Below are 26,103 nucleotides of genomic sequence, written 5' to 3'. Positions count from 1 at the left end.
CTCCCCGTGACTTCTGTTCATCCCTGTGCACCCGCCATTCGAGTGAACGCGGACAGGAGCGGCCATGCCCGCAACCCGCCGGCCGTCGACGGAGCTAGAAAGAGCGAACCACCACCCGCACCCCCGTAACCCTTCAGGTGATGCCGTGAATCCGCTCATGGGACGCATTCCCGTACTGGACGTCCGCCCACTGGTCGACTGCGGTCGGCGCCCCGCGAAGGCGGTGGCCGGAGAGTCCTTCGAGGTGACGGCGACCGTCTTCCGCGAAGGCCACGACGCCGTCGCCGCCAATGTCGTACTGCGCGGCCCTTCGGGCCGGCCCGGACCCTGGACCCCGATGCGGGAACTGGCCCCGGGCACCGACCGGTGGGGTGCCGAGGTCACCCCGAACGCCGAGGGCCTCTGGACGTACACCGTCGAGGCGTGGAGCGACCCGGTGGCGACCTGGCGCCACACCGCGAAGATCAAGATCCCGGCCGGCATCGACTCCGAACTCGTCCTCGCCGAGGGCGCCGAGCTGCACGAGCGGGCCGCCAAGGGCGTCCCGAAGAAGGGCGGCGGCCGGGAGGCGGTGCTCGCGGCGGCGGACGCGCTGCGGGACGTGTCCCGGCCGGCCGCCGTCCGGCTCGCGGCGGCGCTCGCCCCGCGCGTGGTCGAGTCCCTCGACCGCTACCCGCTGCGTGAACTGCTCTCCTCCTCGCCCGCGTTGCCGCTGCGGGTGGAGCGGGAGCGCGCCCTGTTCGGCTCCTGGTACGAGTTCTTCCCGCGTTCGGAGGGCGTGCGGAAGGTCAAGGGCCGTACGGTTCCGGGGAACTTCCGCACCGCGGCCGAGCGGCTTCCGGCGGTCGCCGCGATGGGCTTCGACGTGGTGTACCTGCCGCCGGTGCACCCGATCGGCGAGACACACCGCAAGGGCCCGAACAACTCCCTCTCGGCGTCGCCGAACGACGTGGGCGTGCCGTGGGCGATCGGTTCGCCCGAGGGCGGGCACGACGCGCTCCACCCGGATCTCGGCACCTTCGAGGACTTCGACGCCTTCGTGGCGCGGGCAAGGGAGCTGCGTCTGGAGATCGCGCTCGACTTCGCGCTGCAGTGCTCCCCGGACCATCCGTGGGTGGAGAAGCACCCGGAGTGGTTCCACCACCGGCCGGACGGTTCGATCGCGTACGCGGAGAACCCGCCGAAGAAGTACCAGGACATCTACCCGATCGCGTTCGACAAGGACATGAACGGGATCGTCGCCGAGACGGTGCGGGTGCTCCGCTTCTGGATGGACCACGGGATCCGGATCTTCCGCGTCGACAACCCGCACACCAAGCCGGTGGTGTTCTGGGAGCGGGTGATCGGCGAGATCAACGGGGCCGACCCGGACGTGATCTTCCTGGCGGAGGCCTTCACGCGGCCGGCGATGATGCGGACGCTCGGCGCGATCGGCTTCCAGCAGTCGTACACGTACTTCACCTGGCGGAACACCAAGGAGGAGCTGACGGAGTACCTGACGGAGCTGTCCGGGGAGACGGCGGCGCAGATGCGGCCGAACTTCTTCGTGAACACCCCGGACATCCTGCACGCCTACCTGCAGAAGGGCGGGCGGCCCGCGTTCGAGGTGCGGGCGGTGCTCGCGGCGACGCTCTCGCCGTCCTGGGGCATGTACGCCGGGTACGAGCTGTGCGAGGGCACCGCGCTGCGGGACGGCAGCGAGGAGTACCTCGACTCGGAGAAGTACCAACTCCGGCCGCGGGACTGGGAGTCGGCGGAGCGTGCCGGGGAGACGATCACTCCGCTGATCACCGCCCTGAACCGGATCAGGCGCCGTCACCCGGCGCTGCGCCGGCTGCGGAACCTGACCTTCCACGACACCGACAACGCTCAGGTGATCGCGTACAGCAAGCGCTCCGGTTCGAACACCGTTCTGGTGGTCGTCAACCTCGACCCGCACCACACCCAGGAGGCGACGGTCTCGTTGAACATGCCGGAACTCGGCCTGGACTGGCACGAGACCGTGCCGGTGCGCGACGAGCTCACCGGCGATACCTATCACTGGGGCAGGGCCAGCTACGTGCGCCTAGAGCCGGGTGTCACACCCGCGCACGTCCTCGCCCTGCGACCGTCCCCGCAGACCGGAGGGTCACCCACATCATGACTGTCAACGAGCCCGTCCCCGACACCTTCGAGGACACCCCCGCCAAGGACCGTGATCCCGACTGGTTCAAGCGGGCCGTCTTCTACGAGGTCCTCGTCCGGTCCTTCCAGGACAGCAACGGGGACGGCGTCGGGGACCTGAGGGGCATCACGGCCAAGCTGGACTACCTCCAGTGGCTGGGCGTGGACTGCCTCTGGCTGCCGCCGTTCTTCAAGTCCCCCCTACGGGACGGCGGTTACGACGTCGCCGACTACACGTCCGTGCTGCCCGAGTTCGGCGACCTCGCCGACTTCGTCGAGTTCGTCGACTCGGCGCACCAGCGCGGGATGCGCGTGGTCATCGACTTCGTCATGAACCACACGAGCGACCAGCACCCCTGGTTCCAGGAGTCGCGGCGCGACCCGGACGGACCGTACGGCGACTACTACGTCTGGGCCGACGACGACAAGCAGTACGCGGACGCCCGGATCATCTTCGTCGACACCGAGTCGTCCAACTGGACCTTCGACCCGGTACGCAAGCAGTACTACTGGCACCGCTTCTTCTCGCACCAGCCCGACCTCAACTACGAGAACCCGGCGGTGCAGGAGGAGATCCTCTCCGCACTGAAGTTCTGGCTGGACCTGGGGATCGACGGCTTCCGGCTGGACGCGGTGCCGTACCTGTACCAGCAGGAGGGCACCAACTGCGAGAACCTGCCCGCCACCCACGCCTTCCTGAAGCGGGTCCGCAAGGAGATCGACGACCACTACCCGGACACGGTGCTGCTCGCCGAGGCGAACCAGTGGCCGGAGGACGTCGTCGACTACTTCGGCGACTTCCGCTCGGGCGGCGACGAGTGCCACATGGCCTTCCACTTCCCGGTCATGCCGCGCATCTTCATGGCGGTGCGGCGCGAGTCGCGCTACCCGGTCTCGGAAATCCTGGCGAAGACCCCGGAGATCCCCTCCGGCTGCCAGTGGGGCATCTTCCTCCGCAACCACGACGAGCTCACCCTCGAGATGGTCACGGACGAGGAACGCGACTACATGTACGCCGAGTACGCCAAGGACCCGCGGATGCGGGCCAACATCGGCATCCGGCGGCGCCTTGCCCCGCTCCTCGACAACGACCGCAACCAGATGGAGCTGTTCACCGCGCTGCTCTTCTCGCTGCCCGGTTCGCCGGTGCTGTACTACGGCGACGAGATCGGCATGGGCGACAACATCTGGCTGGGCGACCGGGACGGGGTCAGGACTCCCATGCAGTGGACGCCCGACCGCAACGCGGGCTTCTCCTCCTGCGACCCCGGGCGGCTCTACCTGCCGACCATCATGGACCCGGTCCACGGCTACCAGGTGACCAACGTGGAGGCGGGGATGGCCTCGCCGTCCTCGCTGCTGCACTGGACGAAGCGGATGATCGAGATCCGTAAGCAGAACCGGGCCTTCGGGACGGGCACGTACACCGAACTCCCGGCGTCCAACCCGGCGGTGCTCGCGTTCCTCCGCGAGGACGGCGACGATCTGGTCCTCTGCGTGAACAACTTCTCGCGGTTCGCGCAGCCGACCGAACTCGATCTGCGCCGCTTCGACGGCACGCGCCCGGTCGAGCTGATCGGCGGCGTGCAGTTCCCGGCCATCGGCCAGTTGCCGTACCTCCTGACCCTTGCGGGACACGGCTTCTACTGGTTCCGTCTCAAGAAGGGCTGACCGCAGGTCAGTTCGAATACGTCCGGGGTGGGACGGTTTTCCCCCGTCCCACTCTGGGCACTGTGACCCACACACGTTCATCGTCACGATTCAGGTCCATACGGGCCTTCTTGTCGGGCCCGTACGGATCTTCCCCTTCCGACACGTCCCGCACATCCGGACAGTCCAAGCCGTCATCCGGGACACTCTGCGCATTTGAACGCATACGAAAGCCAACTGCGCGCCCCGGGGAAAGGACGCGATGCCATGCCGGAGACCGCATCCACCACCCGGGCCCCGGACGCCCTCCTTCCGTCACTCACCCCCCTGCTCCACGAATGGCTGCCCCGGCAGCGCTGGTTCGCGGGCAAGGGCCGCCGGGTCACCGGATTCACACTGGAAGCGGCCACCGAGCTGCTGCCCCTCGACGGTCCGGGCCCCGGCCTCCTCCATCTGCTCGTGCGGGTCGAACAGCCGAGCCGCCAGACCGGCACGCCCGCCGACTGTTATCAACTGCTCCTGGGCGTACGGACCCAGCTGCCGCCCCGCCTCGCCCCCGCCCTGATCGGGCGGATCCGGCAGGGGCCGCTCGCCGGACGGGCCGTGTACGAGGGGCTGCGCGACCCGCGGCTCGCCGGCCTCCTCTACGAGCGGCTGCGCACCCCGGGCCGGACCGGCCCCCTGCGCTTCCATGCGACGACGGCGCTGCCTCCCGCCCTGGCCCCCCGGGTTCTGGACGCGGAGCAGTCCAACTCCTCTTTGGTGTACGGGGATTCGTTCATTCTGAAAATCTTCCGCCGGGTCAGTCCGGGGGCAAATCCGGACCTGGAGCTGCCGCTCGCCCTCGCCGGGGCCGGCTGCGCGCGGGTCCCGGCCCCGGTCGCCTGGTTCGAGTCCGGGGCCGCCACTCTCGGCGTCCTCCAGCCTTATCTGCGGGACTCCCGCGACGGCTGGCGGCTCGCGCTCGACGCGCTCGCCGACGGACGCGAGTTCACCGCGGAGGCGCGCGACCTCGGCCGCGCGACGGCAGAGGTCCACCTCGCCCTCGCCGAGGCGCTGCCCACCCGGCGCCTCGCCCTGGCCGAGACCGAGCAGCTGGCGGCGGCGATGGACCGGCGGCTGCACGCGGCCGCGCAGGCCGTGCCCGCGCTCCTTCCGCACGTGCCCGGCCTGCGGGCCGTCTTCGCGGCGGCGAGCGGAGCGGCGGGCGGCAGCGCGGTCCAGCGCATCCACGGCGACCTTCACCTGGGGCAGACCCTGCGGGGGTCCGACGGCGGCTGGGCCGTCATCGACTTCGAGGGCGAGCCGGCGAAGACGCTCGACGAGCGGCGCAGCCCGCAGCCCACCGTCCGCGACGTGGCAGGGATGCTCCGCTCCTTCGACTACGCGGCCCGCACCCACCGCCCGTGGAACGCGGACTGGGCGACGCGGTGCCGGGCGGCGTTCTGCACGGGCTACGCCGAGGCGGCCGGGGCCGATCCCCGCGCGGACCCGGCGCTCCTGCGGGCCTACGAGACCGACAAGGCGGTCTACGAGGTCGTGTACGAGGCCCGGCACCGCCCGGACTGGCTCCCGGTCCCGATGTCCGCGATCGAACGTCTGGCCACCGCCCGGTGAGCCGACGCCCCGCTCCCTCCCACCCCCCGTTCGGAGCAGTCCCCCGCTCCGCCCCGGCCGTCCCGCCTGCGGCAACCGCCACGCGCCCCGTTCGGCCGAGTGTCCCTCTCCCGCGCCCCACCGTTGCGCATCCGTACCCCGTACCCCTTAGGAGGCACCCCGGTGACCGCCCGCCCCGCAGGCAAGACGGCCCGCAGCACCACCCCCGCCAAGTCCCCCGCGCCCCGGAAGGCGCCACCGCTCGATCCGGGTGACCGGGGCCGGCTGCTCGCCGGGGAGCACCACGACCCGCACGGCGTGCTCGGCGCGCACCCGGTACGCGGCGGGGTGGTGGTCCGGGTGCTGCGCCCGTGGGCGAAGGAGGTCACCGTCGTCACCAAGAGCGGGCGGATCCCGCTGCACGACGAAGGCGACGGCCTCTTCTCGGGGCTCCTGCCGCGGCTGCGCAAGGTGCCGGCGTACGAGCTGCGGGTCCGCTACGACGGCGACGAGCTCGCCGTCCACGACCCGTACCGCTTCCTGCCGTCCCTCGGCGAGCTGGATCTGCACCTCATCGGCGAGGGCCGGCACGAGGAGCTGTGGACGGCGCTCGGCTCCCACCCCATGACCCACGGCGGTGTGGCCGGGACCCGCTTCGCTGTCTGGGCGCCGAACGCGCGCGGGGTCCGGGTCACCGGTGACTTCACGCACTGGGACGGCACGGGGCTTCCGATGCGCTCGCTGGGTTCGACGGGCGTGTGGGAGCTCTTCGTGCCGGGGATCGGCGAGGGCGCGGTCTACAAGTACGACATCACGCGCCCCGACGGTACGCACACCCTGCGCGCGGACCCGATGGCCCGCCGTACCGAGTGCCCGCCGAACACCGCGTCGATCGTCACGGCCTCGCACTACACCTGGGACGACCAGGAGTGGATGGCGCGGCGCGGGGCGCGTCCGCACCACGAGGCGCCCCTCTCGGTCTACGAGGTCCACCTGCCTTCCTGGCGACCGGGGCTGACGTACCGCCAGCTCGCCGAGCAGCTGCCCGCGTACGTCCGCGACCTCGGCTTCACGCACGTGGAGCTGATGCCGGTCACCGAGCACCCCTTCGGCGGCTCGTGGGGCTACCAGGTCACCGGCTTCTACGCCCCGACGGCCCGCATGGGCACCCCCGACGACTTCAGGTTCCTGGTCGACTCGCTGCACCGGGCGGGGATCGGGGTCCTGATGGACTGGGTGCCCGCGCACTTCCCGAAGGACGACTGGGCGCTCGCGGAGTTCGACGGGCGGCCGCTGTACGAGCACGAGGATCCGCGCCGCTCGCACCACCCGGACTGGGGCACCCTGGAGTTCGACTACGGGCGCAAGGAGGTGCGGAACTTCCTGGTGGCGAACGCCGTGTACTGGTGCCAGGAGTTCCACATCGACGGTCTGCGGGTCGACGCGGTGGCCTCGATGCTCTACTTGGACTACTCGCGGGAGCACGGCGACTGGCTGCCGAACGAGCACGGCGGCCGGGAGAACCTGGACGCGGTGGCGTTCCTGCAGGAGATGAACGCGACCGTGTACCGGCGCTGCCCGGGGATCGTGACCTTCGCGGAGGAGTCCACGGCCTGGGACGGGGTGACGCGGGCGACGGACCAGGTGGGGCCCGGCGGCTTCGGCGGTCTCGGCTTCGGCATGAAGTGGAACATGGGCTGGATGCACGACTCCCTGGAGTACGTGCAGAAGGAGCCGGTGCACCGCAAGTACCACCACCACGAGATGACCTTCTCGATGGTGTACGCGTACAGCGAGAACTACATCCTGCCGATCTCCCACGACGAGGTCGTGCACGGCAAGCGGTCCCTGGTGTCGAAGATGCCGGGCGACTGGTGGCAGCAGCGGGCCAACCACCGCGCCTACCTGGGCTTCATGTGGGCCCACCCCGGAAAGCAACTCCTCTACATGGGCCAGGAGTTCGCCCAGGGCGGGGAGTGGTCGGCGGACCACGGGCCCGACTGGTGGCTGCTCGACCCGGCGTACGGGGCGGAGGCCGACCACCGGGGCGTGCGGGATCTCGTACGCGACCTGAACACGGTCTACGCGGCGACGCCCTCGCTCTGGGAGCGGGACACCTCCCCCGAGGGCTTCCAGTGGGTCGTCGGGGACGCGGCCGAGGACAACGTCTTCGCCTTCCTGCGCTTCGACGCGTCCGGCTCGCCGCTGCTCGCCGTCTGCAACTTCTCCCCGGTCGTCCGGCACGACTACCGGCTCGGCGTGCCGGACGACGTGGTCGCCTGGGCGGAGGTCCTGAACACGGACGCCGGCCGGTACGGCGGCGGGGACGTGGTGGCACGTGACCCGCTGAAGACGGAGTCGGTGCCGCACCACGGGCGTGCGGCGAGCGTCCGGATGACGCTGCCGCCGCTCGCGACGGTCTGGCTGCGGCCGGCCTAGCGGGGGGTCCGCGCCGCCCGGACGCCCCGCCACCGGATGCCTCCGCCCTCGGGCGGAGGCATCCGGGTTTCTAGGTTCGGTCCGCCGCGCGGATGATCCCGAGCCGCTGGGTCGCCCGGGTCAGCGCCACGTACAGGTCGTTGGTCCCGTGCGCGGCCCCGGCCACGATGCCCTCCGGGTCGACGACCAGGACCGTGTCGAACTCCAGGCCCTTCGCCTGCCGGGGGTCGAGCAGGACCACCGGCCGGGTGAGGTCGGGCTCCTGGCCGTGCGCGGCGTCCGGCAGGGCCGCGACCAGGCCGGGGAGCAGCTCCGGCGGGGCGATCACGGCGGTCCTGCCCTCGTCGCGCGCCACGGCGGCGACCGCGTCCGCGGCCTCCTTGACCGGGTCGTCGACCGTACGGTCCCAGGGCTCCACCCCGGTGGAGCGCACCGAGCTCGGCGGCTCGAACCCCGGGTCCTCGGCCCGCCGCACCTCGGCCGCGACGGCCATGATCTCGGCCGGCGTGCGGTAGTTGACCCCGAGCCGCACGAGCTCCCAGCGGTCGTCCACGTACGGGGCGAGGATCCGCTCCCAGGCGCCGACGCCCGCCGGGTCGCCGGTCTGGGCCGGGTCGCCGACCAGGGTCATCGAGCGGTTCGGGCTGCGGCGCATGAGCAGCCGCCAGGCCATCGCGGAGAGTTCCTGGGCCTCGTCGACGATGATGTGCCCGAAGGCCCAGGTGCGGTCGGCGGCGGCCCGTTCGGCGGCGGTCCTGTGGTCGGCCTCCTCGTGCCGCTCTGCGAAGCGTTCGGCGTCGATGATGTCGTGGGCCGAGAGGACCTCGGAGGCGTCCTTGTCCTGCTCCTCCTTGTCCTCGAACTCGTAGGTGCGCGAGGCGTAGGAGACGTCGAGGACGCCCTGCGCGTACTGGATCTGCTTCTGCCGTTCGGCCTCCTCGGCGGCGCGGGCGGCCGAGTCGTCCTCGCCGAGGAGTTCGGCGGCCTCGTCGAGCAGCGGAACGTCGGCGGGGGTCCAGGGCCCGTGCCCGCGCCGGATCGCGGCGGCGTCCGCTTCGGGGAGGTGAGTGGGCTCGGTCAGGTAGTCGGCGAGGAAGTCCCGCGGGGTGAGATCCGGCCAGAGGGTGTCGATCGCCGCGTGGACGTCGGGGTTGGCGGCGACGCCCTTGGCGAGCAGCGCGATGTCGTCGGGGCCGAGGAAGTTGGGGCCGCCGTAGGGGTCGGCGCCGATGCGGTCGGCGAGCTGTTCGGCGAGCGCGTCCAGGATGCGGAAGACGAAGTAGGGGCGGGCCAGGTTGTGCGGGAGGGCCGTCTCGCGGGCCTTGTGCCGGGCCTCCAGGGCCATGTCCCAGTCGATGACCAGGTCGCCGTCATCGTGCGGGACGATCAGCGGTTCGCCGCGCTCGGGGACCTGCTGACGGTCCCGTACGGCCGCGGCGAGCGCCTCCGCCATGGCGGCGGAGCCCTTGACGGCGGCGGCGCGAGGGGTGTCGGTGCCGGTGGCGCGGACGCCGGGGAACAGCTCGGCGGGGGTGGCGAGGAGGACGCCGGTCTCGCCGAGGGAGGGCAGGACGTTGCCGATGTAACCGAGGAAGGCGGGGTTGGGGCCGACGATGAGCACGGCGCGCTTGGCGAGTTGCTCGCGGTGCGCGTAGAGGAGGTACGCGGCCCGGTGCAGGGCGACCGCCGTCTTGCCGGTGCCGGGGCCGCCCTCGACGACGAGGACCCCTCGGTGCGGGGAACGGATGATGGCGTCCTGCTCGGCCTGGATGGTCTGCACGATGTCGTGCATCCGCCCGGTGCGGGCGGCGTCGAGCGCGGCGAGCAGCACCTCGTCGGCGTCGCGGCTCTCGTGCCCGGTGCGGGTGGCGTCGGCGAGGTCGAGCACCTCGTCGTGGAGCGCGGTGACCGTGCGGCCGAGGGTGCTGATGTGCCGGCGGCGGGAGAGCCCCATCGGCTCGTACCCGGTGGCGAGATAGAAGGGGCGGGCGATCTCGGCGCGCCAGTCGACGACGAGCGGGGTGCGGTTCGGGTCGTCCTCGCGGATACCGAGCCGACCGATGTGGTGGTCGCGCCCGTCCTTGAAGACGAGACGGCCGAAACAGAGCCCGCTCTCCCCCGCGTTGAACGCGGCGAGCAGCCCCGACTGCTCGGCGACCATGACGTCCCGTTCGAGCCGGCCCTGGTTGCCGCCGACCCCCGGGGTGCGCAGGGCCCGCCCCACGGCGGCCTCGGCCTCGGCCCTCAGGTCGTCGAGTCGCGAGTAGAGATCGGTGATGAATTGCTGCTCGTTCCGAAATTCCTCGGTTGACAATTCGACTCCCGGCGCGATACAGTGCGTTTATTGAACTTCTTTGTGTCCGTGCTGATTCCGGACACGGAATCCACCAATATACGCGATGAAATACCCCGACTGTCAATTGTAGTCGGGGTATTTCCGTATGCCCTGCCGGACAGGCCCTAGGCGCACAGGTGCTTGACGGCGGTCGCGCCGGGTCTGGCGCGGAACCGCACCTCGTGCCCCGCGTCGTCGGTGAAGACGGCCTCCGTCGCGGACTTCAGGGTCATCGTGCCGCGCTGGTAGGGGTTGCCCCATCCGTCGGGCGGGTTCCCCGAGCCGTCGGAGAGCGGGGTCTCCGCCTCGAAGTACGTCGAGCCGATGCGGGCCTCGTCGATTCCGCAATGGGTGTACAGATCGAAGGGGATCGTCCGGACCGCGGGTGTCGCCCGGTCGGACGGTGCCGCCGGGTCGGCCGGGTCGGCCGGCGCGGCCGATGTCGCGCGGACGGGCGGGGTCGCGCGGACGGCCTCCGTGCCCCGGCCGGTCGTGGCACAGCCCGTGAGCACCCCGGCGGCCAGTGCGAAGGCGAGGACGACGTGTCCGGTTCTCCGAGTCACGGCCCTTCGACGCTCCGCCCGTGCCGCCGGTTCCCCGCCGCACGGCCGGGCGCCGGGATCACCCGGCGAGCACGTCCTCCAGCTCCTCCAGGAGGCGGCGCTTCGGCCGGGCGCCCACGAGCGACTTCACCGGCTCGCCCGCACGGAACACCATGAGCGTCGGGGTCGCGAGCACCCCGTACCGCAGGGTGGTCTCCGGGTTCCGGTCCACGTCGATCTCGACGATCCGGAGCCGTTCCGCCTGCTCCGCGGCGAGCGCGCGCAGCACCGGCTTCAGCTGCCGGCACGGCCCGCACCACTCCGCCGTGAACTGCACCAGGACGGGCAGCCCCGCGCCGAGCACCTCCGTCCCGAAGTCCGCGTCCGTGACCTCGGCCAGCGCCTGCGTCTGTGTCGTCATCTCCGTCATCCCTCCCGCTCCGTGTCCCACTCCGTACCGAGTTCGCACCGGGGCTCGGGGCCGTGCGGCAGCTCCGCCTCGGCCCGCAGCAGCTCGGCGCCCACCTGGGCGCGTACCGCCTGGAGCCGGCCGATCAGTCCGTCGAGCTCGGCGATCTTCCGCCGGTAGACGGCGATCGACGCGGGACAGGAGTCCCCCGCCGGGTGCCCGGCGCGCAGGCAGTCGACGAACGGCCGCGTCTCCTCGAGGTCGAACCCGAAGTCCTGGAGGGTCCTGATCTGCTGGAGGAGCCGCAGGTCGTCCTCGTCGTACGTGCGGTGCCCCCGCTCCGTGCGCCGGGCGGTCAGGAGACCACGGGACTCGTAGTACCGCAGGGTCCGCGTGGTGGTCCCGACCCGCTCGGCCAGCTCTCCGATGCGCATGTCCCCGACCGTAAGCGTTGACGCCGACGTCAAGGCAAGGCGTCGGGGGTGCGGGGTCAGGTGCGCGGGGTCAGGCGCGGTCGGCCGGCAGCAGGGGTTTGCGCACCACCGGGGACGACAGGACGATCGAGGTCGTGGTCCTGCCGAGCGCCGAGGTCTGTTCCAGGACCTCTTCCAGGTGGACGGTGTCGGTGACGGCGACCTTGAGGATCCAGCAGTCCTCGCCCACCACGTGGTGGACCTCCAGGATCTCGGGGCGCGCGGTCAGTTCCAGGGTCCGCGGGTGCTTCAGGGTGTAGCCGCCGTGCGGGTTCACCCGGATGAAGGCCTGGATGCCGTAGCCGAGCCGGGCCGGGGAGACGTGGGCGCCGTAGCCGGTGACGGCGCCGCTCGCCTCCAGGCGGCGGACCCGCTCCGTGACCGCCGCGGGGCTGAGCCGGACGCGGCGGCCCAGCTCGCTGAGCTTGATGCGGCCGTCGCTCTGCAGGAGGTCCAGGATCTGCCGGTCGACCGGGTCGAAAGCGGCGGCCGACGTTTCGACGGCGGCGGGGCGCGCAGGCCGTGGTTCTTTCGGTGCGGCGGCCAGGACTCCCATTTCTCCCCCTTCAGGCGGCGACGGATCAACGTAACACTTGGGCGGCGAGACAAGGGAGTTGGGATTGATGGACGTTCTGGTCATCGGCGGTAACCGCTATTTCGGAAAGCGACTGATCGCCCTGCTGCGGGAATCCGGCCACCGGGTCACCCTCCTCAACCGGGGTTCTTCCGGCGCCCCGGAGGGAATCGGGCATCTCGTCGCCGACCGCGACGACGAGGCCGCCCTGGAATCCGTTCTGGCGGGCCGCTCCTTCGACGTCGTCGTGGACCAGGTCTGCTACACGCCGCGCCAGGCCGAGATCGCCCTGCGCGTCTTCGGCCCGCGCACCGGACGCTATGTGATGACGTCGACCGTGGAGGTGTACGGGTACGAGGACTCGGCCGCACCGCTCGCCGAGGACGTCCTCGACCTGGACGCGGTCACCGTCGACACCGCCCTCGCCTGGGAGGACCCAGAGTTCCGCGAGGCGCACTACGGGGAGGGCAAGCGCCAGGCCGAGGCGGTCTTCGCGGCGGGTGCGCCCTTCGCCTGGACCTCGGTGCGGGTGGCCCATGTGCTCGGTGGCGCCGACGAGTTCACCGGCCGGCTCGACCACTACGTGCGGCGCATCCGGGCCGGGGAGCCGATCGCCGTCCCGGCGGTGAACCGTCCGGCGACCTATGTGTACGTGGAGGAGATCGCCGCCTTCCTCGCCTGGGCGGTCGAGGCCGGCTTCACCGGCCCGGTGAACGCCCACTCCCACGGCCCGCTCACCACCGCCGACCTCTGCGCGGAGATCGAGAAGAGGGTCGGCGGCCGGACCGTCTTCCAGGAGGTGGAGGTCGGCGAGGTGTCGCCGTTCTCCTTCGCCCGCTCGTACGGGATGGACAACTCCCGCGCCACCGGACTCGGTTACGCCTTCTCGCACTCCTCCGAGTGGCTGGCACGGGCCGTGGCCGAGACGGTCGGAGAGGTGCGCTGATGCGGTTCAGGAAGCTGGGCGACGTACGGGTCGGGGCGGTCGGGTTCGGCACCATGCCGCTCTCCATCGAGGGCCGGCCGGACGAGGCACGGGCCCTCGCCACCGTGCACGCGGCGCTCGACGCGGGGGTGACCCTGCTCGACACCGCCGACTCCTACCACCCGCCGGGCGGCGTGCCCGGCGAGGGCGAGCTGCTCGTGGCCCGCGCCCTGGCCGCGTACGGGGGCCGCACGGACGACGTCCTCGTGGCCACGAAGGGCGGCCGGGGACGGACGGCCGACGGCGGCTGGACCGTGGACGGGCGGCCCGAGCACCTGCGGAGGGCGGCGGAGGACTCGGCCCGGCGGCTCGGGACCACCCCGATCGGCCTGTACCAGCTGCACAAGCCGGACCCGGCCGTCCCGTACGCCGAATCCCTCGGCGCGATACGGGAGTTGCTGGACGCGGGCACGGTCCGGCTCGCCGGCGTCTCCAACGTGGACACGGCGCAGATCCTGCTGGCCCGCGAGATCCTCGGCGACCGGCTCGTCTCCGTACAGAACCGCTACTCGCCGGCCGTCCGGGACAGCGAGCCCGAGCTGCGGCTCTGCGCGGAACTCGGTCTGGCGTTCCTGCCGTGGAGCCCGCTGGGCGGGATCTCGCGCAGCTCGCTCGACGGGGCGTCCGCCCTGGAGGAGGACCCCGGCTTCGGAGGCTTCCACCGGGTGGCGCGGGAGCGCGGGGTCAGCCCGCAGCGGGTGGCGCTCGCCTGGCTGCTCGCCCGCTCGGAGACGGCGCTGCCGATCCCGGGGGCGAGCCGGCCGGAGACGGTACGGGACTCGGCGGGAGCGTCGTCGCTCGTGCTGACGGGTGAGGAGTTGGCGGTGCTGAACGGCCGCTGAGGATTCGGGTCACGAGAAGGGCGCCCCCGGCGGGGACGCCCTTCCCCCGGGCCCCGGATCCGGCTCAAGGCCCGGGACCTGGCACTGGTGGGGGGTGGGGTGCCGCCGCGCTGAGCCGTTCCCCACCCCGCCCCTTCCCGAAACTGGGGGCAAGCCCCCAGACCCCGTACGGCCTGCGGCCGTGCCCTCGAACGCCGGGCGGGCTGAGGTTTCCGCCGCATCCCAGCCCCGCCGGCGTTTGAGGCGCGGGGGTCCGGGAGCGGAGCCCCCGGTTCGGGAAGGGGCGCGGTGGGGAGGAGCCCCGCGCGGCGGCACCCCCTCCCCCGGTCCTCACACGCCCGCCCGCGCCTTCTCCTCGCCGTCCTCGGCCCGCTGGTCCGGGACCGGGGAGGGGGCGGCGGGGGCGTGGTCGTCGACCAGGGTCTTCTCGTCGAACGGGACCCGGCCGGCGAGGACCTCGGCGACCCGCGCCTTGTCGATCTCCTTCGTCCAGGTGCCGACAAGCACCGTCGCGACGGCGTTGCCCGCGAAGTTGGTGAGGGCGCGGGCCTCGCTCATGAAGCGGTCGATGCCGACGATGAGGCCCACGCCGTCGACCAGCTCGGGCCGGTGCGACTGGAGGCCGCCCGCGAGGGTGGCGAGACCGGCGCCGGTGACGCCCGCGGCCCCCTTCGAGGCGATGATCATGAACACGAGGAGCGAGATCTGCTCGCCGAGCGAGAGCGGGTCGCCCATCGCCTCGGCGACGAAGAGCGAGGCCATCGTCAGGTAGATCGCGGTGCCGTCGAGGTTGAAGGAGTAGCCGGTCGGCACGGTGATGCCGACGACGGGCTTGCTGACGCCCAGGTGCTCCATCTTCGCGATGAGCCGCGGGAGCGCGGACTCCGAGGACGAGGTGGAGAGGATCAGCAGGAACTCGCGGCCCAGGTACTTCAGGAGGGTCCAGATGTTGAGCCCGGCGACCAGCTTGAGGAGCGCGCCGAGCACCACGAAGACGAAGATCGCGCAGGTCGCGTAGAAGCCGATCATGATGACGGCGAGGGACTTGAGTGCATCGACGCCGGTCGCGCCGACGACGGCGGCGATCGCGCCGAACGCGCCGACGGGTGCCGCCCACATGATCATTCCGAGGATGCGGAAGACGAGCCGCTGGATGTGCCCGATCCCGCGCAGGACCGGCTCCCCCGCCGCGCCCATGGCCTGGAGCGCGAACCCGGCGAGCAGGGCGACCAGGAGGGTCTGGAGGACCTCTCCCTCGGTGAAGGCGGAGACGAGGGTCTTCGGGATGATCCCGAGCAGGAAGTCCGGCGTGGACTCGCTCGCCCCCTCGGCCTGCTTGGCGCCGGCCTCGGCCAGCTCCTTGGTGAGGTGGAGCCCGGAGCCGGGCTCCAGGAGGTTGCCGACGACCAGGCCGATGGCGAGGGCGACGGTCGACATGACCATGAAGTAGCCCAGGGCGAGGCCGCCGACGGCGCCGACCTTCGCGGCCTTCCGGACCGATCCGACGCCGAGCACGATCGTGCAGAAGATGATCGGCGAGATCATCATCTTGATCAGATTGACGAAGCCGGTGCCCAGCGGCTTGAGCTCGACGGCGACGCCGGGCGCCAGGAAGCCGACCGCGATGCCGAGCACCACGGCTCCGATGACGGCCAGATACAGATAGTGGGTACGGTCCCGTCGTGCGGCCACGGGGTCCTCCTCGTGCTGATGGGTGTCCACGTCCCGGTGGACTCCGCGACTATCCATCAGCCTGTGACCGGGGTCACCCTTGCGTACGTTTCGTTCACGCCGAGACCGTTGAGGGCCGCTCCGGAGAAAAGAACGATTCGGGAACGCAATGCGTCGGCGCAAACCCCGACGTGCACACTTACCCGCATGCGCCTCCCGCTCCCCCGCCCCCGCAGCCTGGCCGGCCAGCTCTTCGCGATGCAGGTCGTGCTCGTGGCCGTCGTCGTGGCGGGGTGCGCGGTCTTCGCGTACGTCACGGACCGGGCGCAGGCGGAGGAGACCGCGCGGCGCCAGGCGACCGCGACCGCCGCGGCCGTCGCCGACTCCCCTTCGGTGGTCGCCGCGGCCCGCTCCGCCGACCCGTCGGCGGCGCTCCAGCCGTACGCCGAGTCCCTGCGCCGCCACGCGGGCGTCGCGTTCGTGGTGATCATGGCGCCGGACGGCACCCGCTGGACCCACCCCGAGCCCGCGCAGATCGGCCGCACGTACCTCGGCCACATCGAGGAGGCCGTGGCGGGCCGTACGTACTCGGAGACGCATCTGGGGATACTCGGTCCCTCCGTACGGACCGTGGCGCCCGTCTTCGACGACGGCCGGGTCGTCGCCCTGGTCAGCGCGGGCATCACGATCGAGAGGATCAGCCAGCAGGTACGGGAGCAGGTGACCGCGCTGCTCGGCATGGCGGGCGCGGCGCTCGCGCTCGGCGGCGCCGGGACGTACGTCATCAACGCGCGCCTCCGGCGCCACACGCACGGCATGAACGCGACGGAGCTGAGCCGGCTGCACGACTACCACGAGGCCGCGCTGCACGCGGTCCGCGAAGGTCTCGTGATGCTCGACGGACGGCGGCGGATCGCCCTCATCAACGACGGGGCGCGCGAGCTGCTCGGCCTGGACGAGGGGGTCGTCGGCCGGCCGGCGGCGGAGCTCGGGCTGCCGGCGCCGCTGACGGGCGCCCTGCTGTCCTCGGAGCCGCGCGTGGACGAGACGCACCTGACGGCCGACCGGGTCCTCGTGGTCAACACCCGGCCGGTGGTGGGCGGGGAGCGGCGCGGCACGGTCGTCACGCTCCGGGACCGTACGGAACTCCAGGCGCTTTCCGGTGAGTTGGACTCCGAGCGCGGGTTCACGGAGGCCCTGCGCTCACAGGCCCACGAGGCGGCGAACCGGCTGCACACGGTCGTGTCGCTCATCGAACTGGGCCGCGTGGCCGAGGCGGTGGAGTTCGCGACGGCGGAACTGGAGCTCGCGCAGGCGCTGACCGACCGGGTCGTGGACGCCGTCGGGGAGCCCGTCCTCGCGGCGCTGCTCCTCGGCAAGGCGGCGCAGGCGAACGAGCGGGGTGTGGAGCTGGTCCTCACCGAGGACAGCCGCATCGACGACGGGCTCGTGCCGGCCGCCCTGCCGGCCCGGGACCTGGTGACGATCCTGGGCAACCTGATCGACAACGCGGTGGAGGCGGTGGGCGGCACCCCGCACGCGCGCGTGACGGTGACGGTCGCGGCCCGTTCGGGCGACGGCGAGCTGCTGCTCCGGGTCGGCGACAGCGGGCCCGGCGTGCGCGCGGCCGACCGGGACGCGGTCCTGGGCCGCGGCTGGTCGACCCGGGGTCCGGGCCGCGGCATCGGCCTGGCCCTGGTGGGCCAGGCGGTCACCCGCGCGTCGGGCACGCTCGACCTCGCGGACGCGGCGGAGGGCGGGGCGCAGTTCACCGTACGGCTGCCCCTGCCCCGAGCGTCCGGATCGCCCGAGCCCGCGCCGGACCCCGGCACCCGGAAGGCCGCGGAGCCGCCGTCGTCCCGCCTCCGCCGGCCCGGCGCCCGGCGAGAGCAGCCGACGCCGGCCGTCGGCGACGCGCGCGCCCCGGGCCTGCCCTCCCAGCCGGCGCCGGCCACCGGCGACACACCCCTGCCCCGCGTGCCTTCGCAGCCCGCGCAGGCCACCGGCGACGTCCCCGGAGCGGAGGTGTCCGCGTGAGCGCGCCTCCCCTGCGGGTGCTCGTCGTCGAGGACGATCCCGTCGCCGCCGACGCCCACGCCCTCTACGCCGGGCGGGTCGAGGGCTTCACCGTCGTCGGGGTCGCGCACTCCCGGGCCGCCGCCCTGCGACTGCTCGACCGGACGCCGGTCGACCTGATCCTGCTCGACCTCTACCTGCCCGACGGTCACGGCCTCCAGCTGCTGCGCGCGCTGCGCGCCGCCGGGCACTCGGCCGACGTCATCGCCGTGACCTCGGCCCGCGACCTGGCGATCGTCCGCGAGGGCGTGTCGCTCGGCGTCGTCCAGTACGTCCTGAAGCCCTTCGCCTTCGCGACCCTGCGGGACCGGCTCGCCCGGTACGCCGAGTTCCGGGCGACCGCCGGGGAGGCCTCCGGCCAGGACGAGGTGGACCGGGCGCTTGCCACGCTCCGGGCCCCGCACCCCGCCACGCTCCCCAAGGGCCTGAGCGCCCCTACCCTGGAGGCCGTCACCCGTACCCTCCGGGCCACCCCGGCGGGTCTGACCGCCGCCGAGGCGGGCGCGGCGGTCGGCATCTCCCGGATCACCGCGCGCCGCTACCTGGAGCACCTGGTCACCGGGGGCCGGGCCGTACGCGCACCGCAGTACGGGCAGATCGGGCGGCCCGAACTCCAGTACCGCTGGCTGGACGGCCCGGCCCGGGGGCACTGACGGTTTCCAAGGCGACCACGGTCCGTCACTGATCGTTTCCATGGTTTCGACACCCAGTTACTGATCGGTTCCCACGTTCCTACGACGGCGGACCTTGGTGGAACGCACCGTAGCCATCCGTCACCCTCCGCACCTACCGTGGCCGGGTGCACCAACCCTCCCCACCCTTCAACGCCCTGGCCGCCCGCCGTCTGCGCGAGGGCCTCGGCATGGCCCCCGATCACGTCGCCTACGGCCTGCGCGCCCAGTACGGCCTGTTCGTCACCCCCGACACCGTCGTCGCCTGGGAACGCGGCCGGGCCGCTCCCGACGACCAGGAACTCACCGCCCTCGCGGGCGTCCTCTGGTGCTCCCCCGCCGAGCTGATCGCCGCCGCCTCCAGCCTGCGCGAGCACCGGATGGCCCGCGGGCTCGCCGCCGAGGACCTGGCCAGGATGGTGGGCATGGCGGCCCACGCGTACCAGCGGATGGAGGACGAGGGCAGCTGGCGCGGCACCGAACGCCAGACGGCGGCCCTCGCCGACGTCCTCGGCCTCGGTCCGCGCGCCCTGATCACCGCGACGGGCGGCGACGAACGCCTCGCCGAGCTGCTGCGCGACGCCGCCACCACCCGCTGGCAGGCGTACGTGAAACCGGCGGTGAAGATGGTCCCGCTGCCCAAGCGGATCCTGGAGTCCGCCCTCCAGCGGCTCCACACCGAGTACCACGCCCGGATGGCGGCGACCAGCAGCTGGGGCGCCTCGGGCGCGACCGGCGACGAGGGGCGCGCGTATCTGGACGGGATCACCGGCCACTTCTGGACGGCCGTGGGTTCCTAGCGCCTGTCCTCGGGTTCCTGGATCATCGGAGGTCGCGGCCGTAGGTTGGCGCCGTGAGACGACACATACCCTTCGAACGACTCCACAACTTCCGCGACCTGGGCGGCTATCGGACCGCCGACGGCGGAACCGTGCGGTGGGAGACCCTCTACCGCTCCGACTCCCTCGCCAAGCTGGCGGACGCCGACCCCGCCGACCTGCAACGCTTCCGCGCACTGCGCGTGGCCACGGTGATCGACCTGCGCTACCCGTGGGAGATCGCCGCCAAGGGCCGCCTGCCGGAGACCGAGGGCGTCTCCTGGCACAACCTCTCCATCGAGCACCGCCCCTACGACCAGGCGGAGATCGACCCGGACCTCGATCCCTGGCGCTACCTCGCCGACCGGTTCGCGGAGGTCGCGGAGGACGGGGCCGAGGAACTCCGTACGGCCCTCGAACTCATCGCCTCGGCCGAGGGACCGCTCGTCTTCCACTGCGCGTCGGGCAAGGACCGTACGGGCCTGCTCGCGGCCGTCGTCCTCGCCCTCATCGGGGTCCCCGACGACGAGATCCTCGCGGACTTCGCGCTCACCGAGCTCGCCACGGAGCGGCTGATCGCCGACTGGCGGGCCTCCCACCCGGGCCGCGAGCTCCGCTGGCCGGGCTACGGCCGGGCCCCCGCCGACGTCATCCGGCTGTTCCTCGCGGACCTGCGCGCGCGGTACGGCTCGGTGGACGCGTACGTCACGGGGCACGTCGGGCTCGACCCGTCGGTGGTGAGGACGCTCAGGGACCGGCTGGTGGAAAGCCCTCGCTAGCCGCCCGGGGCCTGCCGTCTCTCGAAGACGAAGAGCTGGCCGGCGGCGTCCGGCGCGCACGGCGCCTGGGCGAGACGCGCCCCGGCGGCCATGCGGTCTCCGGTGACGGTGACGCAGCTGCCGGGCGTCGCGGAGCCCACCGGGACGATCCGGTGGCCCCGGACGGGGGTGCCGTACGGCTGGAGTGCGAACGTCTCGACCCGGCTCGGGTCACCGCACTCGGAGTCCTCGTACGCGGCTCCGGGTATCCGCCCGCCGGAGGGTATGCCGGAGCAGCCGGGGCCGTAGTCGGGGTGGTCCGAAACGATCCTCCACCGGCCGCCGGCCACCGCCGCGAGGGAGTACAGCGGAACGCCCGCCTCGGCGCACGGCAGCTGGTGGATCTGGCCGGACCGGGTGCCGCGCCGCTCGCCGAGGCAGAAGTCGGTGCCGGTCACGCGGATGCGTACGTCCCCGGCGGCCGGGGCGGCGGGGACGGCCGGGGCGGCAGGCGTGCGGGGCGGCTGCCCGCCCTGTCCCGGGTGCCCGGCGTGCCCGGTGCGGCCGTCCCGGAAGGCGGCGACGGCGCTGACCCCGGCGAGGACGAGGCCGGCGACCGCGACCGTGGCGACGACCGCCCGACGTAACCGGAACCGGGCCCCCGGGGGCGGCGACGCCGGAGGTTCGGCGGCCTGCGGCCAGGAGGAGGGCGGCGCGGGAGATCCGGACACCTGGTCCGCCTCGCTCGCTGACTCCTCCGTCCCCGCCTGCTCCGTCCCCGCCTGCTCCGTCCCCGCCTCCTCCGTCCCCGCCTCCTCCGTCCCGGCTGCCTCCGTCCCCGCCTCCTCCGTCCCGGCTGCCTCCGTCCCGGCCTCCTCTGTCGGCGCGTACGTCCCCCGCCCCGCGAGTTCGCTTCGTACCTTCCGCCAGCTCTCCAGCTCCGCCGGCGCGACCCCGCACGCGCGGACGAACGCCGTCAGCAGTTCCTCGCGGGGCAGGGTGGTGCGGGACAGCATGTTCGCCACGGTGGAGCGGGGCAGCAGGTCGCCGCGGGCCTCCGCCCGCGCCGCGAGCTCGCGGTAGGTGAGGCCGGACCGGTCCTTGAGGGCCTGGAGGCGCGCGAGGAACTCGGCGGGGGTCCGGGCCCCCAGCGGGTCAGGGGTGTACTCCCCCGGTGCCATCCGCGGCTCTCCCTTCCCCCGGACAGGGTTGGGACATGTCCGGGACAGGCCCCCACCCTTGTTGATCCCGCGCTCCGGCTCAAGAGTGGAATCCGGCATTTCCGGGGGATGCCGGAAACGGCGAAGTGGCCCCGACCGTCCACGGGGGGACGGTCGGGGCCACTTCGGCCGGTGTCAGAAGACGGACTCCGCCTCGCGCATGCGGTCCGCGGGGACCGTCTTGAGCTGGGTGACGGCCTCGGCGAGCGGCACCATCTCGACGCCCGTGCCGCGCAGCGCCGTCATGCGGCCGAAATCGCCGCGGTGCGCGGCCTCCACCGCGTGCCAGCCGAAGCGGGTGGCGAGCACCCGGTCGTACGCGGTCGGCGTGCCGCCGCGCTGGACGTGGCCGAGGATGACCGGGCGGGCCTCCTTGCCGAGGCGCCGCTCCAGCTCGACGGCGAGCTGGTTGCCGATGCCCTGGAAGCGCTCGTGACCGAACTGGTCGATCTCGCCCTTCTTGTAGTCCATCGAGCCCTCGGCCGGATGGGCGCCCTCGGCGACGCAGATGACGGCGAACTTCTTGCCGCGGGCGAAGCGCTCCTCGACCATCTTGACGAGGTCGTCGATCTGGAAGGGCCGCTCGGGCAGGCAGATGCCGTGCGCGCCGCCGGCCATGCCGGACTCCAGGGCGATCCAGCCGGCGTGGCGGCCCATCACCTCGACGACCATCACCCGCTGGTGGGACTCGGCGGTGGTCTTCAGGCGGTCCATGGCCTCGGTGGCGACGCCGACGGCGGTGTCGAAGCCGAAGGTGCGGTCCGTGGAGGAGATGTCGTTGTCGATCGTCTTCGGGACTCCGACGACGGGCATGCCGGCGTCGGAGAGCATCCGGGCGGCGGTCAGGGTGCCTTCGCCGCCGATGGGGATGAGGACGTCGATGCCGTACTCGCGGGCGAGGTCGGGGGCGGACTCGGCGGCCTCGGCCAGCCGGTTCCGCTCCAGGCGGGCCGAGCCGAGGATGGTGCCGCCGCGGGCCAGGATGCCGCTGACGGCGTTCAGGTCGAGGGGGCGGTAGTGGCCGTCGAGGAGGCCCTTGAACCCGTCCTCGAAGCCGATGACTTCGTCGCCGTGACCGGTGAGCGCCCGGTGCACGACCGACCGGATCACTGCGTTCAGGCCGGGGCAGTCTCCGCCTGCGGTGAGAACTCCGATGCGCATCGTGCTGTGTCTCCTGCTCGGTCGCGGTCCGTGGTGAGCCATAGCGATTCTCACACGCCGGGCCTGAGGGGCGCGCTCGCCGCTGTTCCGCGCGTCCCTCCGGCGGGCCCGCGGAGGCCTTTCGTCCCGGGCTTCCGGGCCCTTTGTCCGGCGGGCGACCTAACTATCGGCGGGGGTATTGTCAAGGGGGTAATGCCGCCCTATCGGGGCTTTTTGAGGGCAGTGGATTGACGGGCAGCGGAGGACACCGGCAGGGGACCGACCGGCGGCTGACCGGCCGGGGACCGGCCAGGGACCGGCCACGGACCGGCGAGGGACCGGCCGGCGGTGGACTGAGGCAGACCCCGAGTTCCGCAGGACTGGACAGGAGACCACGGCGTGACGCGCAGCGTGTACGTGACCGGGATCGACCGCGGTGACGGCCGCCAGGTCGTCGAGCTGGGAGTCATGGAACTCCTCACCCGCCAGGTGGACCGGGTGGGGGTGTTCCGGCCGCTGGTGCACGACGGTCCCGACCGGCTCTTCGACCTGCTGCGGGCCCGCTACCGGCTCTCGCAGGACGCCTCGACGGTCTACGGCATGGACTACCACGAGGCCTCCGCGCTCCAGGCCGAGCGGGGCACCGACGAGCTGGTCTCGCAGCTCGTCGACCGCTTCCACGCCGTCGCCCGCGAGTACGAGGTCGTCCTCGTCCTCGGCACCGACTTCGCGGCCACCCAGCTCCCCGACGAGCTGGCGCTCAACGCACGGCTCGCCAACGAGTTCGGCGCCTCCGTCATCCCCGTCGTCGGCGGCAAGGGCCAGCCGGCGGAGTCCGTACGGGCCGAGACCCGCAACGCGTTCCGGGCGTACGACGGACTCGGCTGCGACGTGCTCGCGGTGATCGTCAACCGGGTGGCGGGCGAGGACCGGGACGCCCTCGCCGAGCGGCTCACCGCCCGGCTTCCGGTGCCCTGCTACGTCCTGCCGGACGAGCCGGCGCTGGCCGCGCCCACCGTCGCCCAGATCACCCACGCGCTCGGCGCCTCCGTCGTCCTCGGCGACGACGCGGGCCTCGCGCGCGACGCCCTCGACTTCGTCTTCGGCGGCGCCATGCTGCCGAACTTCCTCAACGCGCTGACCCCCGGCTGTCTGGTCGTCACCCCCGGGGACCGGGCCGACCTCGTCGTCGGCGCGATGGCCGCGCACTCGGCCGGCACCCCGCCGATCGCGGGGGTGCTGCTCACCCTCGACGAGCGGCCTCGCAAGGAGATCCTGACCCTGGCGGCCCGCCTCGCGCCGGGCACCCCGGTCATCTCCGTACCGGGCAACAGCTTCCCGACCGCCACCGAGCTCTTCGCCCTCGAAGGCAAGCTGAACGCGGCCACCCCGCGCAAGGCGGAGACGGCCCTCGGCCTCTTCGAGCGGCACGTGGACACGGCCGACCTGCTGAAGCGGGTCTCGGTCGCGCGCAGCGGCCGGGTCACCCCGATGATGTTCGAGCACGAGCTGATCGAGCAGGCCCGCGCCGACCGGCGCCGGGTGGTGCTCCCCGAGGGCACCGAGGAGCGGGTGCTGCGCGCCGCCGACGTGCTGCTGCGGCGTGACGTCTGCGACCTGACGCTGCTCGGCGACGTCGAGACCATCCGCAAGAAGGCAGCCGACCTGAGCGTGGACCTGCGCGGTACGCAGCTGATCGACCCGCAGACCTCGGAGCTGCGGGACTCGTTCGCGGAGAAGTACGCGGCGCTGCGCGCCCACAAGGGCGTCACCGTGGAGCTGGCGTACGACGTCGTCTCCGACGTCAACTACTTCGGCACGCTGATGGTCCAGGAGGGCCTGGCCGACGGCATGGTGTCGGGCTCGGTGCACTCGACGGCGGCGACGATCCGTCCGGCCTTCGAGATCATCAAGACCAAGCCGGACGCCTCGATCGTCTCCTCGGTGTTCTTCATGTGCCTCGCCGACAAGGTCCTCGTGTACGGCGACTGCGCGGTCAATCCGGACCCGAACGCCGAGCAGCTCGCGGACATCGCCGTCCAGTCGGCGGCCACCGCCGCCCGTTTCGGCGTGGAGCCGCGGATCGCGATGCTCTCGTACTCCACCGGCACCTCGGGTTCGGGCGCGGACGTCGACAAGGTGCGGGAGGCGACCAAGCTGGTGCGCGAGGCGCGTCCGGAGCTGCGGATCGAGGGTCCGATCCAGTACGACGCGGCCGTGGAGCCCTCGGTCGCGGCGACGAAGCTGCCGGACTCGGAGGTGGCGGGGCAGGCGTCCGTCCTGATCTTCCCTGACCTCAACACCGGCAACAACACGTACAAGGCCGTGCAGCGTTCGGCCGGCGCCGTGGCCGTCGGCCCGGTGCTCCAGGGGCTGCGCAAGCCCGTGAACGACCTCTCGCGCGGCGCGCTCGTCAGCGACATCGTCAACACGGTCGCCATCACGGCGATCCAGTCCCAGACCCAGACCCAGGAGTTCCCGGCATGACCACCCCCACCCGTGTGCTCGTCCTCAACTCCGGGTCCTCCTCGGTGAAGTACCAGCTGCTCGACATGCGCGACGACAGCCGTCTCGCCCAGGGGCTCGTGGAGCGCATCGGCGAGGAGTCCTCGCGGCTCGTGCACACCCCGCCGCAGGGCGGCGCGAAGCGCGAGACGACCGGCCCGATCGCCGACCACGCGGCCGCCCTGAAGGCGGTCGCCGCGGAGCTGGCGGCGGACGGTCTCGGTCTGGACTCGCCCGAGCTGGCGGCGATCGGCCACCGGGTGGTGCACGGCGGGCTGCGGTTCACCGCGCCGACCGTGATCGACGACGAGGTGCTCGCGGAGATCGAACGGCTGGTGCCGGTGGCGCCGCTGCACAATCCGGCGAACCTCGTCGGCATCCGTACGGCGATGGCGATGCGGCCCGACCTGCCGCAGGTGGCGGTCTTCGACACGGCGTTCCACACGACGATGCCGGAGTCGGCGGCACGGTACGCGATCGACGTGGAGACCGCGGACGCGCACCGGATCCGGCGGTACGGCTTCCACGGCACCTCGCACGCGTACGTCTCGCGCGAGACGGCGAGGCTGCTCGGCAAGGAGCCGGAGGAGGTGAACGTGATCGTGCTGCACCTGGGCAACGGCGCCTCCGCCTCGGCCGTGCGGGGCGGCCGGTGCGTGGACACCTCGATGGGCCTGACCCCGCTGGAGGGCCTGGTCATGGGCACCCGCTCGGGCGACATCGACCCGGCGGTCACCTTCCACCTGAAGCGGGTGGCGGGCATGGACGAGGACGAGGTCGACGTCCTGCTGAACAAGAAGTCCGGCCTCGTCGGGCTGTGCGGCGACAACGACATGCGGGAGATCAGGCGCCGGATCGACGAGGGCGACGAGCGTGCGGCGCTCGCCTTCGACATCTACGTCCACCGGCTGAAGAAGTACATCGGGGCGTACTACGCGGTGCTCGGCCGGGTGGACGCGGTGGCGTTCACGGCGGGGGTCGGTGAGAACGCGGCCCCGGTGCGGGAGGCTGCCATCGCGGGCCTGGAGGAGCTGGGGCTCGCGGTGGACGCGGACCTCAACTCCGTGCGTTCCGACGAGGCCCGGGTGATCTCGCCGGTCTACGCGCGGGTGGCGGTGGCCGTGGTGCCGACGGACGAGGAGCTGGAGATCGCGCGCCAGAGTCACGCGCTCGTTCAGAGCACCGCGGGCTCGAACGAGTGAACGCCTGAGCGGCCTCGCGCCCATTTGTACTTTC

The 26,103-nt window shown here is 72.4% G+C and carries 20 protein-coding genes; 12 read left to right on the top strand and 8 right to left on the bottom strand.

Translation table 11 applies throughout. The features are described from left to right. Nucleotides 1-157: 157 nt before the first annotated feature. The 4 genes from ACIA8N_RS09120 (at nucleotide 158) to glgB (ending at nucleotide 7,848) form a co-directional block, all read left to right on the top strand. Nucleotides 158-2,143, top strand: a complete 1,986-nt coding sequence (locus tag ACIA8N_RS09120; protein WP_365786362.1) for an alpha-1,4-glucan--maltose-1-phosphate maltosyltransferase — start codon at nucleotides 158-160, stop codon at nucleotides 2,141-2,143. Continuing rightward, on the top strand, nucleotides 2,140-3,834 hold the full coding sequence (gene treS / locus ACIA8N_RS09115) for a maltose alpha-D-glucosyltransferase (protein ID WP_365786360.1): 1,695 nt from the start codon (nucleotides 2,140-2,142) through the stop codon (nucleotides 3,832-3,834). Before ACIA8N_RS09120 ends, treS begins: the two co-directional genes overlap by 4 nt. A gap of 246 nt (nucleotides 3,835-4,080) precedes the next feature. Next, a complete protein-coding gene (locus ACIA8N_RS09110) occupies nucleotides 4,081-5,430 on the top strand; it encodes a maltokinase (protein WP_365786358.1) in 1,350 nt (449 codons plus the stop codon). Between the two features lie 162 nt (nucleotides 5,431-5,592). Beyond that, on the top strand, nucleotides 5,593-7,848 hold the full coding sequence (gene glgB / locus ACIA8N_RS09105; RefSeq protein ID WP_365786356.1) for a 1,4-alpha-glucan branching enzyme: 2,256 nt from the start codon (nucleotides 5,593-5,595) through the stop codon (nucleotides 7,846-7,848). A gap of 70 nt (nucleotides 7,849-7,918) precedes the next feature. On the opposite strand, the gene ACIA8N_RS09100 is transcribed toward glgB, so the two are convergent. The 5 genes from ACIA8N_RS09100 to ACIA8N_RS09080 form a co-directional block, all read right to left on the bottom strand. Beyond that, nucleotides 7,919-10,162, bottom strand: a complete 2,244-nt coding sequence (locus ACIA8N_RS09100; protein WP_365786354.1) for a UvrD-helicase domain-containing protein — start codon at nucleotides 10,160-10,162, stop codon at nucleotides 7,919-7,921. 146 nt (nucleotides 10,163-10,308) lie between these two features. Then, nucleotides 10,309-10,746 carry a hypothetical protein gene (locus ACIA8N_RS09095; RefSeq protein WP_365786352.1) on the bottom strand — a complete coding sequence of 146 codons (438 nt, stop codon included), beginning with the start codon at nucleotides 10,744-10,746 and terminating at the stop codon, nucleotides 10,309-10,311. 58 nt (nucleotides 10,747-10,804) lie between these two features. Continuing rightward, the gene (locus ACIA8N_RS09090) at nucleotides 10,805-11,146 is read right to left on the bottom strand and encodes a thioredoxin domain-containing protein (RefSeq protein WP_365786350.1); all 342 of its coding nucleotides are present in this window, start codon (nucleotides 11,144-11,146) and stop codon (nucleotides 10,805-10,807) included. A gap of 5 nt (nucleotides 11,147-11,151) precedes the next feature. Beyond that, nucleotides 11,152-11,568 (bottom strand): MerR family transcriptional regulator, encoded by a 417-nt coding sequence (locus tag ACIA8N_RS09085; protein ID WP_365786348.1) that lies wholly within the window; start codon nucleotides 11,566-11,568, stop codon nucleotides 11,152-11,154. A 70-nt stretch (nucleotides 11,569-11,638) separates the two neighbouring features. Then, nucleotides 11,639-12,163 carry an Lrp/AsnC family transcriptional regulator gene (locus ACIA8N_RS09080; protein ID WP_365786346.1) on the bottom strand — a complete coding sequence of 175 codons (525 nt, stop codon included), beginning with the start codon at nucleotides 12,161-12,163 and terminating at the stop codon, nucleotides 11,639-11,641. Nucleotides 12,164-12,230: 67 nt separating this feature from the next. Here ACIA8N_RS09080 and ACIA8N_RS09075 point away from each other — a divergent pair, with 67 nt between their 5' ends. Both ACIA8N_RS09075 and ACIA8N_RS09070 read left to right on the top strand, forming a co-directional pair. Next, entirely contained in the window at nucleotides 12,231-13,127 is an 897-nt protein-coding gene (locus ACIA8N_RS09075; RefSeq protein WP_365786344.1) for an NAD-dependent epimerase/dehydratase family protein, read from the top strand. Continuing rightward, entirely contained in the window at nucleotides 13,127-14,008 is an 882-nt protein-coding gene (locus tag ACIA8N_RS09070; RefSeq protein ID WP_365786342.1) for an aldo/keto reductase, read from the top strand. The genes ACIA8N_RS09075 and ACIA8N_RS09070 overlap by 1 nt, the downstream gene beginning before the upstream one ends. A gap of 330 nt (nucleotides 14,009-14,338) precedes the next feature. On the opposite strand, the gene ACIA8N_RS09065 is transcribed toward ACIA8N_RS09070, so the two are convergent. Next, a complete protein-coding gene (locus ACIA8N_RS09065; RefSeq protein ID WP_399415997.1) occupies nucleotides 14,339-15,757 on the bottom strand; it encodes a cation:dicarboxylate symporter family transporter in 1,419 nt (472 codons plus the stop codon). Between the two features lie 129 nt (nucleotides 15,758-15,886). Between ACIA8N_RS09065 and ACIA8N_RS09060 the strand changes: the two genes are divergently transcribed. The 4 genes from ACIA8N_RS09060 (at nucleotide 15,887) to ACIA8N_RS09045 (ending at nucleotide 20,023) form a co-directional block, all read left to right on the top strand. Further along, entirely contained in the window at nucleotides 15,887-17,716 is a 1,830-nt protein-coding gene (locus ACIA8N_RS09060; protein ID WP_365786338.1) for an ATP-binding protein, read from the top strand. Further along, nucleotides 17,713-18,408 (top strand): response regulator, encoded by a 696-nt coding sequence (locus tag ACIA8N_RS09055; protein WP_365786336.1) that lies wholly within the window; start codon nucleotides 17,713-17,715, stop codon nucleotides 18,406-18,408. The genes ACIA8N_RS09060 and ACIA8N_RS09055 overlap by 4 nt, the downstream gene beginning before the upstream one ends. Before the next feature lie 209 nt (nucleotides 18,409-18,617). Next, nucleotides 18,618-19,226 carry a helix-turn-helix transcriptional regulator gene (locus tag ACIA8N_RS09050; RefSeq protein WP_365786379.1) on the top strand — a complete coding sequence of 203 codons (609 nt, stop codon included), beginning with the start codon at nucleotides 18,618-18,620 and terminating at the stop codon, nucleotides 19,224-19,226. Between the two features lie 53 nt (nucleotides 19,227-19,279). Further along, nucleotides 19,280-20,023 carry a tyrosine-protein phosphatase gene (locus ACIA8N_RS09045; protein ID WP_365786334.1) on the top strand — a complete coding sequence of 248 codons (744 nt, stop codon included), beginning with the start codon at nucleotides 19,280-19,282 and terminating at the stop codon, nucleotides 20,021-20,023. Here the strand turns inward: ACIA8N_RS09045 and ACIA8N_RS09040 are convergent. Both ACIA8N_RS09040 and ACIA8N_RS09035 read right to left on the bottom strand, forming a co-directional pair. Then, nucleotides 20,020-21,183, bottom strand: a complete 1,164-nt coding sequence (locus tag ACIA8N_RS09040; RefSeq protein ID WP_365786332.1) for a helix-turn-helix transcriptional regulator — start codon at nucleotides 21,181-21,183, stop codon at nucleotides 20,020-20,022. The two genes, ACIA8N_RS09045 and ACIA8N_RS09040, sit on opposite strands and share 4 nt — an antisense overlap. Before the next feature lie 174 nt (nucleotides 21,184-21,357). After that, nucleotides 21,358-22,383, bottom strand: coding sequence for an ATP-dependent 6-phosphofructokinase (locus ACIA8N_RS09035; protein WP_365786330.1), 1,026 nt, complete (start codon nucleotides 22,381-22,383; stop codon nucleotides 21,358-21,360). A 378-nt stretch (nucleotides 22,384-22,761) separates the two neighbouring features. Here ACIA8N_RS09035 and pta point away from each other — a divergent pair, with 378 nt between their 5' ends. Both pta and ACIA8N_RS09025 read left to right on the top strand, forming a co-directional pair. Continuing rightward, nucleotides 22,762-24,849 carry a phosphate acetyltransferase gene (gene pta, locus ACIA8N_RS09030; RefSeq protein WP_365786328.1) on the top strand — a complete coding sequence of 696 codons (2,088 nt, stop codon included), beginning with the start codon at nucleotides 22,762-22,764 and terminating at the stop codon, nucleotides 24,847-24,849. Beyond that, nucleotides 24,846-26,069 carry an acetate kinase gene (locus ACIA8N_RS09025; RefSeq protein ID WP_365786326.1) on the top strand — a complete coding sequence of 408 codons (1,224 nt, stop codon included), beginning with the start codon at nucleotides 24,846-24,848 and terminating at the stop codon, nucleotides 26,067-26,069. The genes pta and ACIA8N_RS09025 overlap by 4 nt, the downstream gene beginning before the upstream one ends. The last annotated feature ends 34 nt before the right edge of the window (nucleotides 26,070-26,103 follow it).

This window comes from Streptomyces sp. NPDC051822, assembly GCF_044452745.1.
Taxonomy (GTDB): domain Bacteria; phylum Actinomycetota; class Actinomycetes; order Streptomycetales; family Streptomycetaceae; genus Streptomyces.
Note: the sequence above shows the minus strand (reverse complement) of the source record. Positions and strands in the feature narration are given on the sequence as shown.

What these genes read in the sequence shown, in the direction of transcription:
- ACIA8N_RS09120 (WP_365786362.1), top strand. Translation starts at nt 158, where the DNA reads ATGGGACGCATTCCCGTACTGGACGTCCGCCCACTGGTCGACTGCGGT.
- treS (WP_365786360.1), top strand. Translation starts at nt 2,140, where the DNA reads ATGACTGTCAACGAGCCCGTCCCCGACACCTTCGAGGACACCCCCGCC.
- ACIA8N_RS09110 (WP_365786358.1), top strand. Translation starts at nt 4,081, where the DNA reads ATGCCGGAGACCGCATCCACCACCCGGGCCCCGGACGCCCTCCTTCCG.
- ACIA8N_RS09090 (WP_365786350.1), bottom strand. Translation starts at nt 11,146, where the DNA reads ATGACGACACAGACGCAGGCGCTGGCCGAGGTCACGGACGCGGACTTC.
- ACIA8N_RS09085 (WP_365786348.1), bottom strand. Translation starts at nt 11,568, where the DNA reads ATGCGCATCGGAGAGCTGGCCGAGCGGGTCGGGACCACCACGCGGACC.
- ACIA8N_RS09080 (WP_365786346.1), bottom strand. Translation starts at nt 12,163, where the DNA reads ATGGGAGTCCTGGCCGCCGCACCGAAAGAACCACGGCCTGCGCGCCCC.
- ACIA8N_RS09075 (WP_365786344.1), top strand. Translation starts at nt 12,231, where the DNA reads ATGGACGTTCTGGTCATCGGCGGTAACCGCTATTTCGGAAAGCGACTG.
- ACIA8N_RS09070 (WP_365786342.1), top strand. Translation starts at nt 13,127, where the DNA reads ATGCGGTTCAGGAAGCTGGGCGACGTACGGGTCGGGGCGGTCGGGTTC.
- ACIA8N_RS09065 (WP_399415997.1), bottom strand. Translation starts at nt 15,757, where the DNA reads ATGGATAGTCGCGGAGTCCACCGGGACGTGGACACCCATCAGCACGAG.
- ACIA8N_RS09060 (WP_365786338.1), top strand. Translation starts at nt 15,887, where the DNA reads ATGCGCCTCCCGCTCCCCCGCCCCCGCAGCCTGGCCGGCCAGCTCTTC.
- ACIA8N_RS09050 (WP_365786379.1), top strand. Translation starts at nt 18,618, where the DNA reads ATGGCCCCCGATCACGTCGCCTACGGCCTGCGCGCCCAGTACGGCCTG.
- ACIA8N_RS09040 (WP_365786332.1), bottom strand. Translation starts at nt 21,183, where the DNA reads ATGGCACCGGGGGAGTACACCCCTGACCCGCTGGGGGCCCGGACCCCC.
- ACIA8N_RS09035 (WP_365786330.1), bottom strand. Translation starts at nt 22,383, where the DNA reads ATGCGCATCGGAGTTCTCACCGCAGGCGGAGACTGCCCCGGCCTGAAC.
- ACIA8N_RS09025 (WP_365786326.1), top strand. Translation starts at nt 24,846, where the DNA reads ATGACCACCCCCACCCGTGTGCTCGTCCTCAACTCCGGGTCCTCCTCG.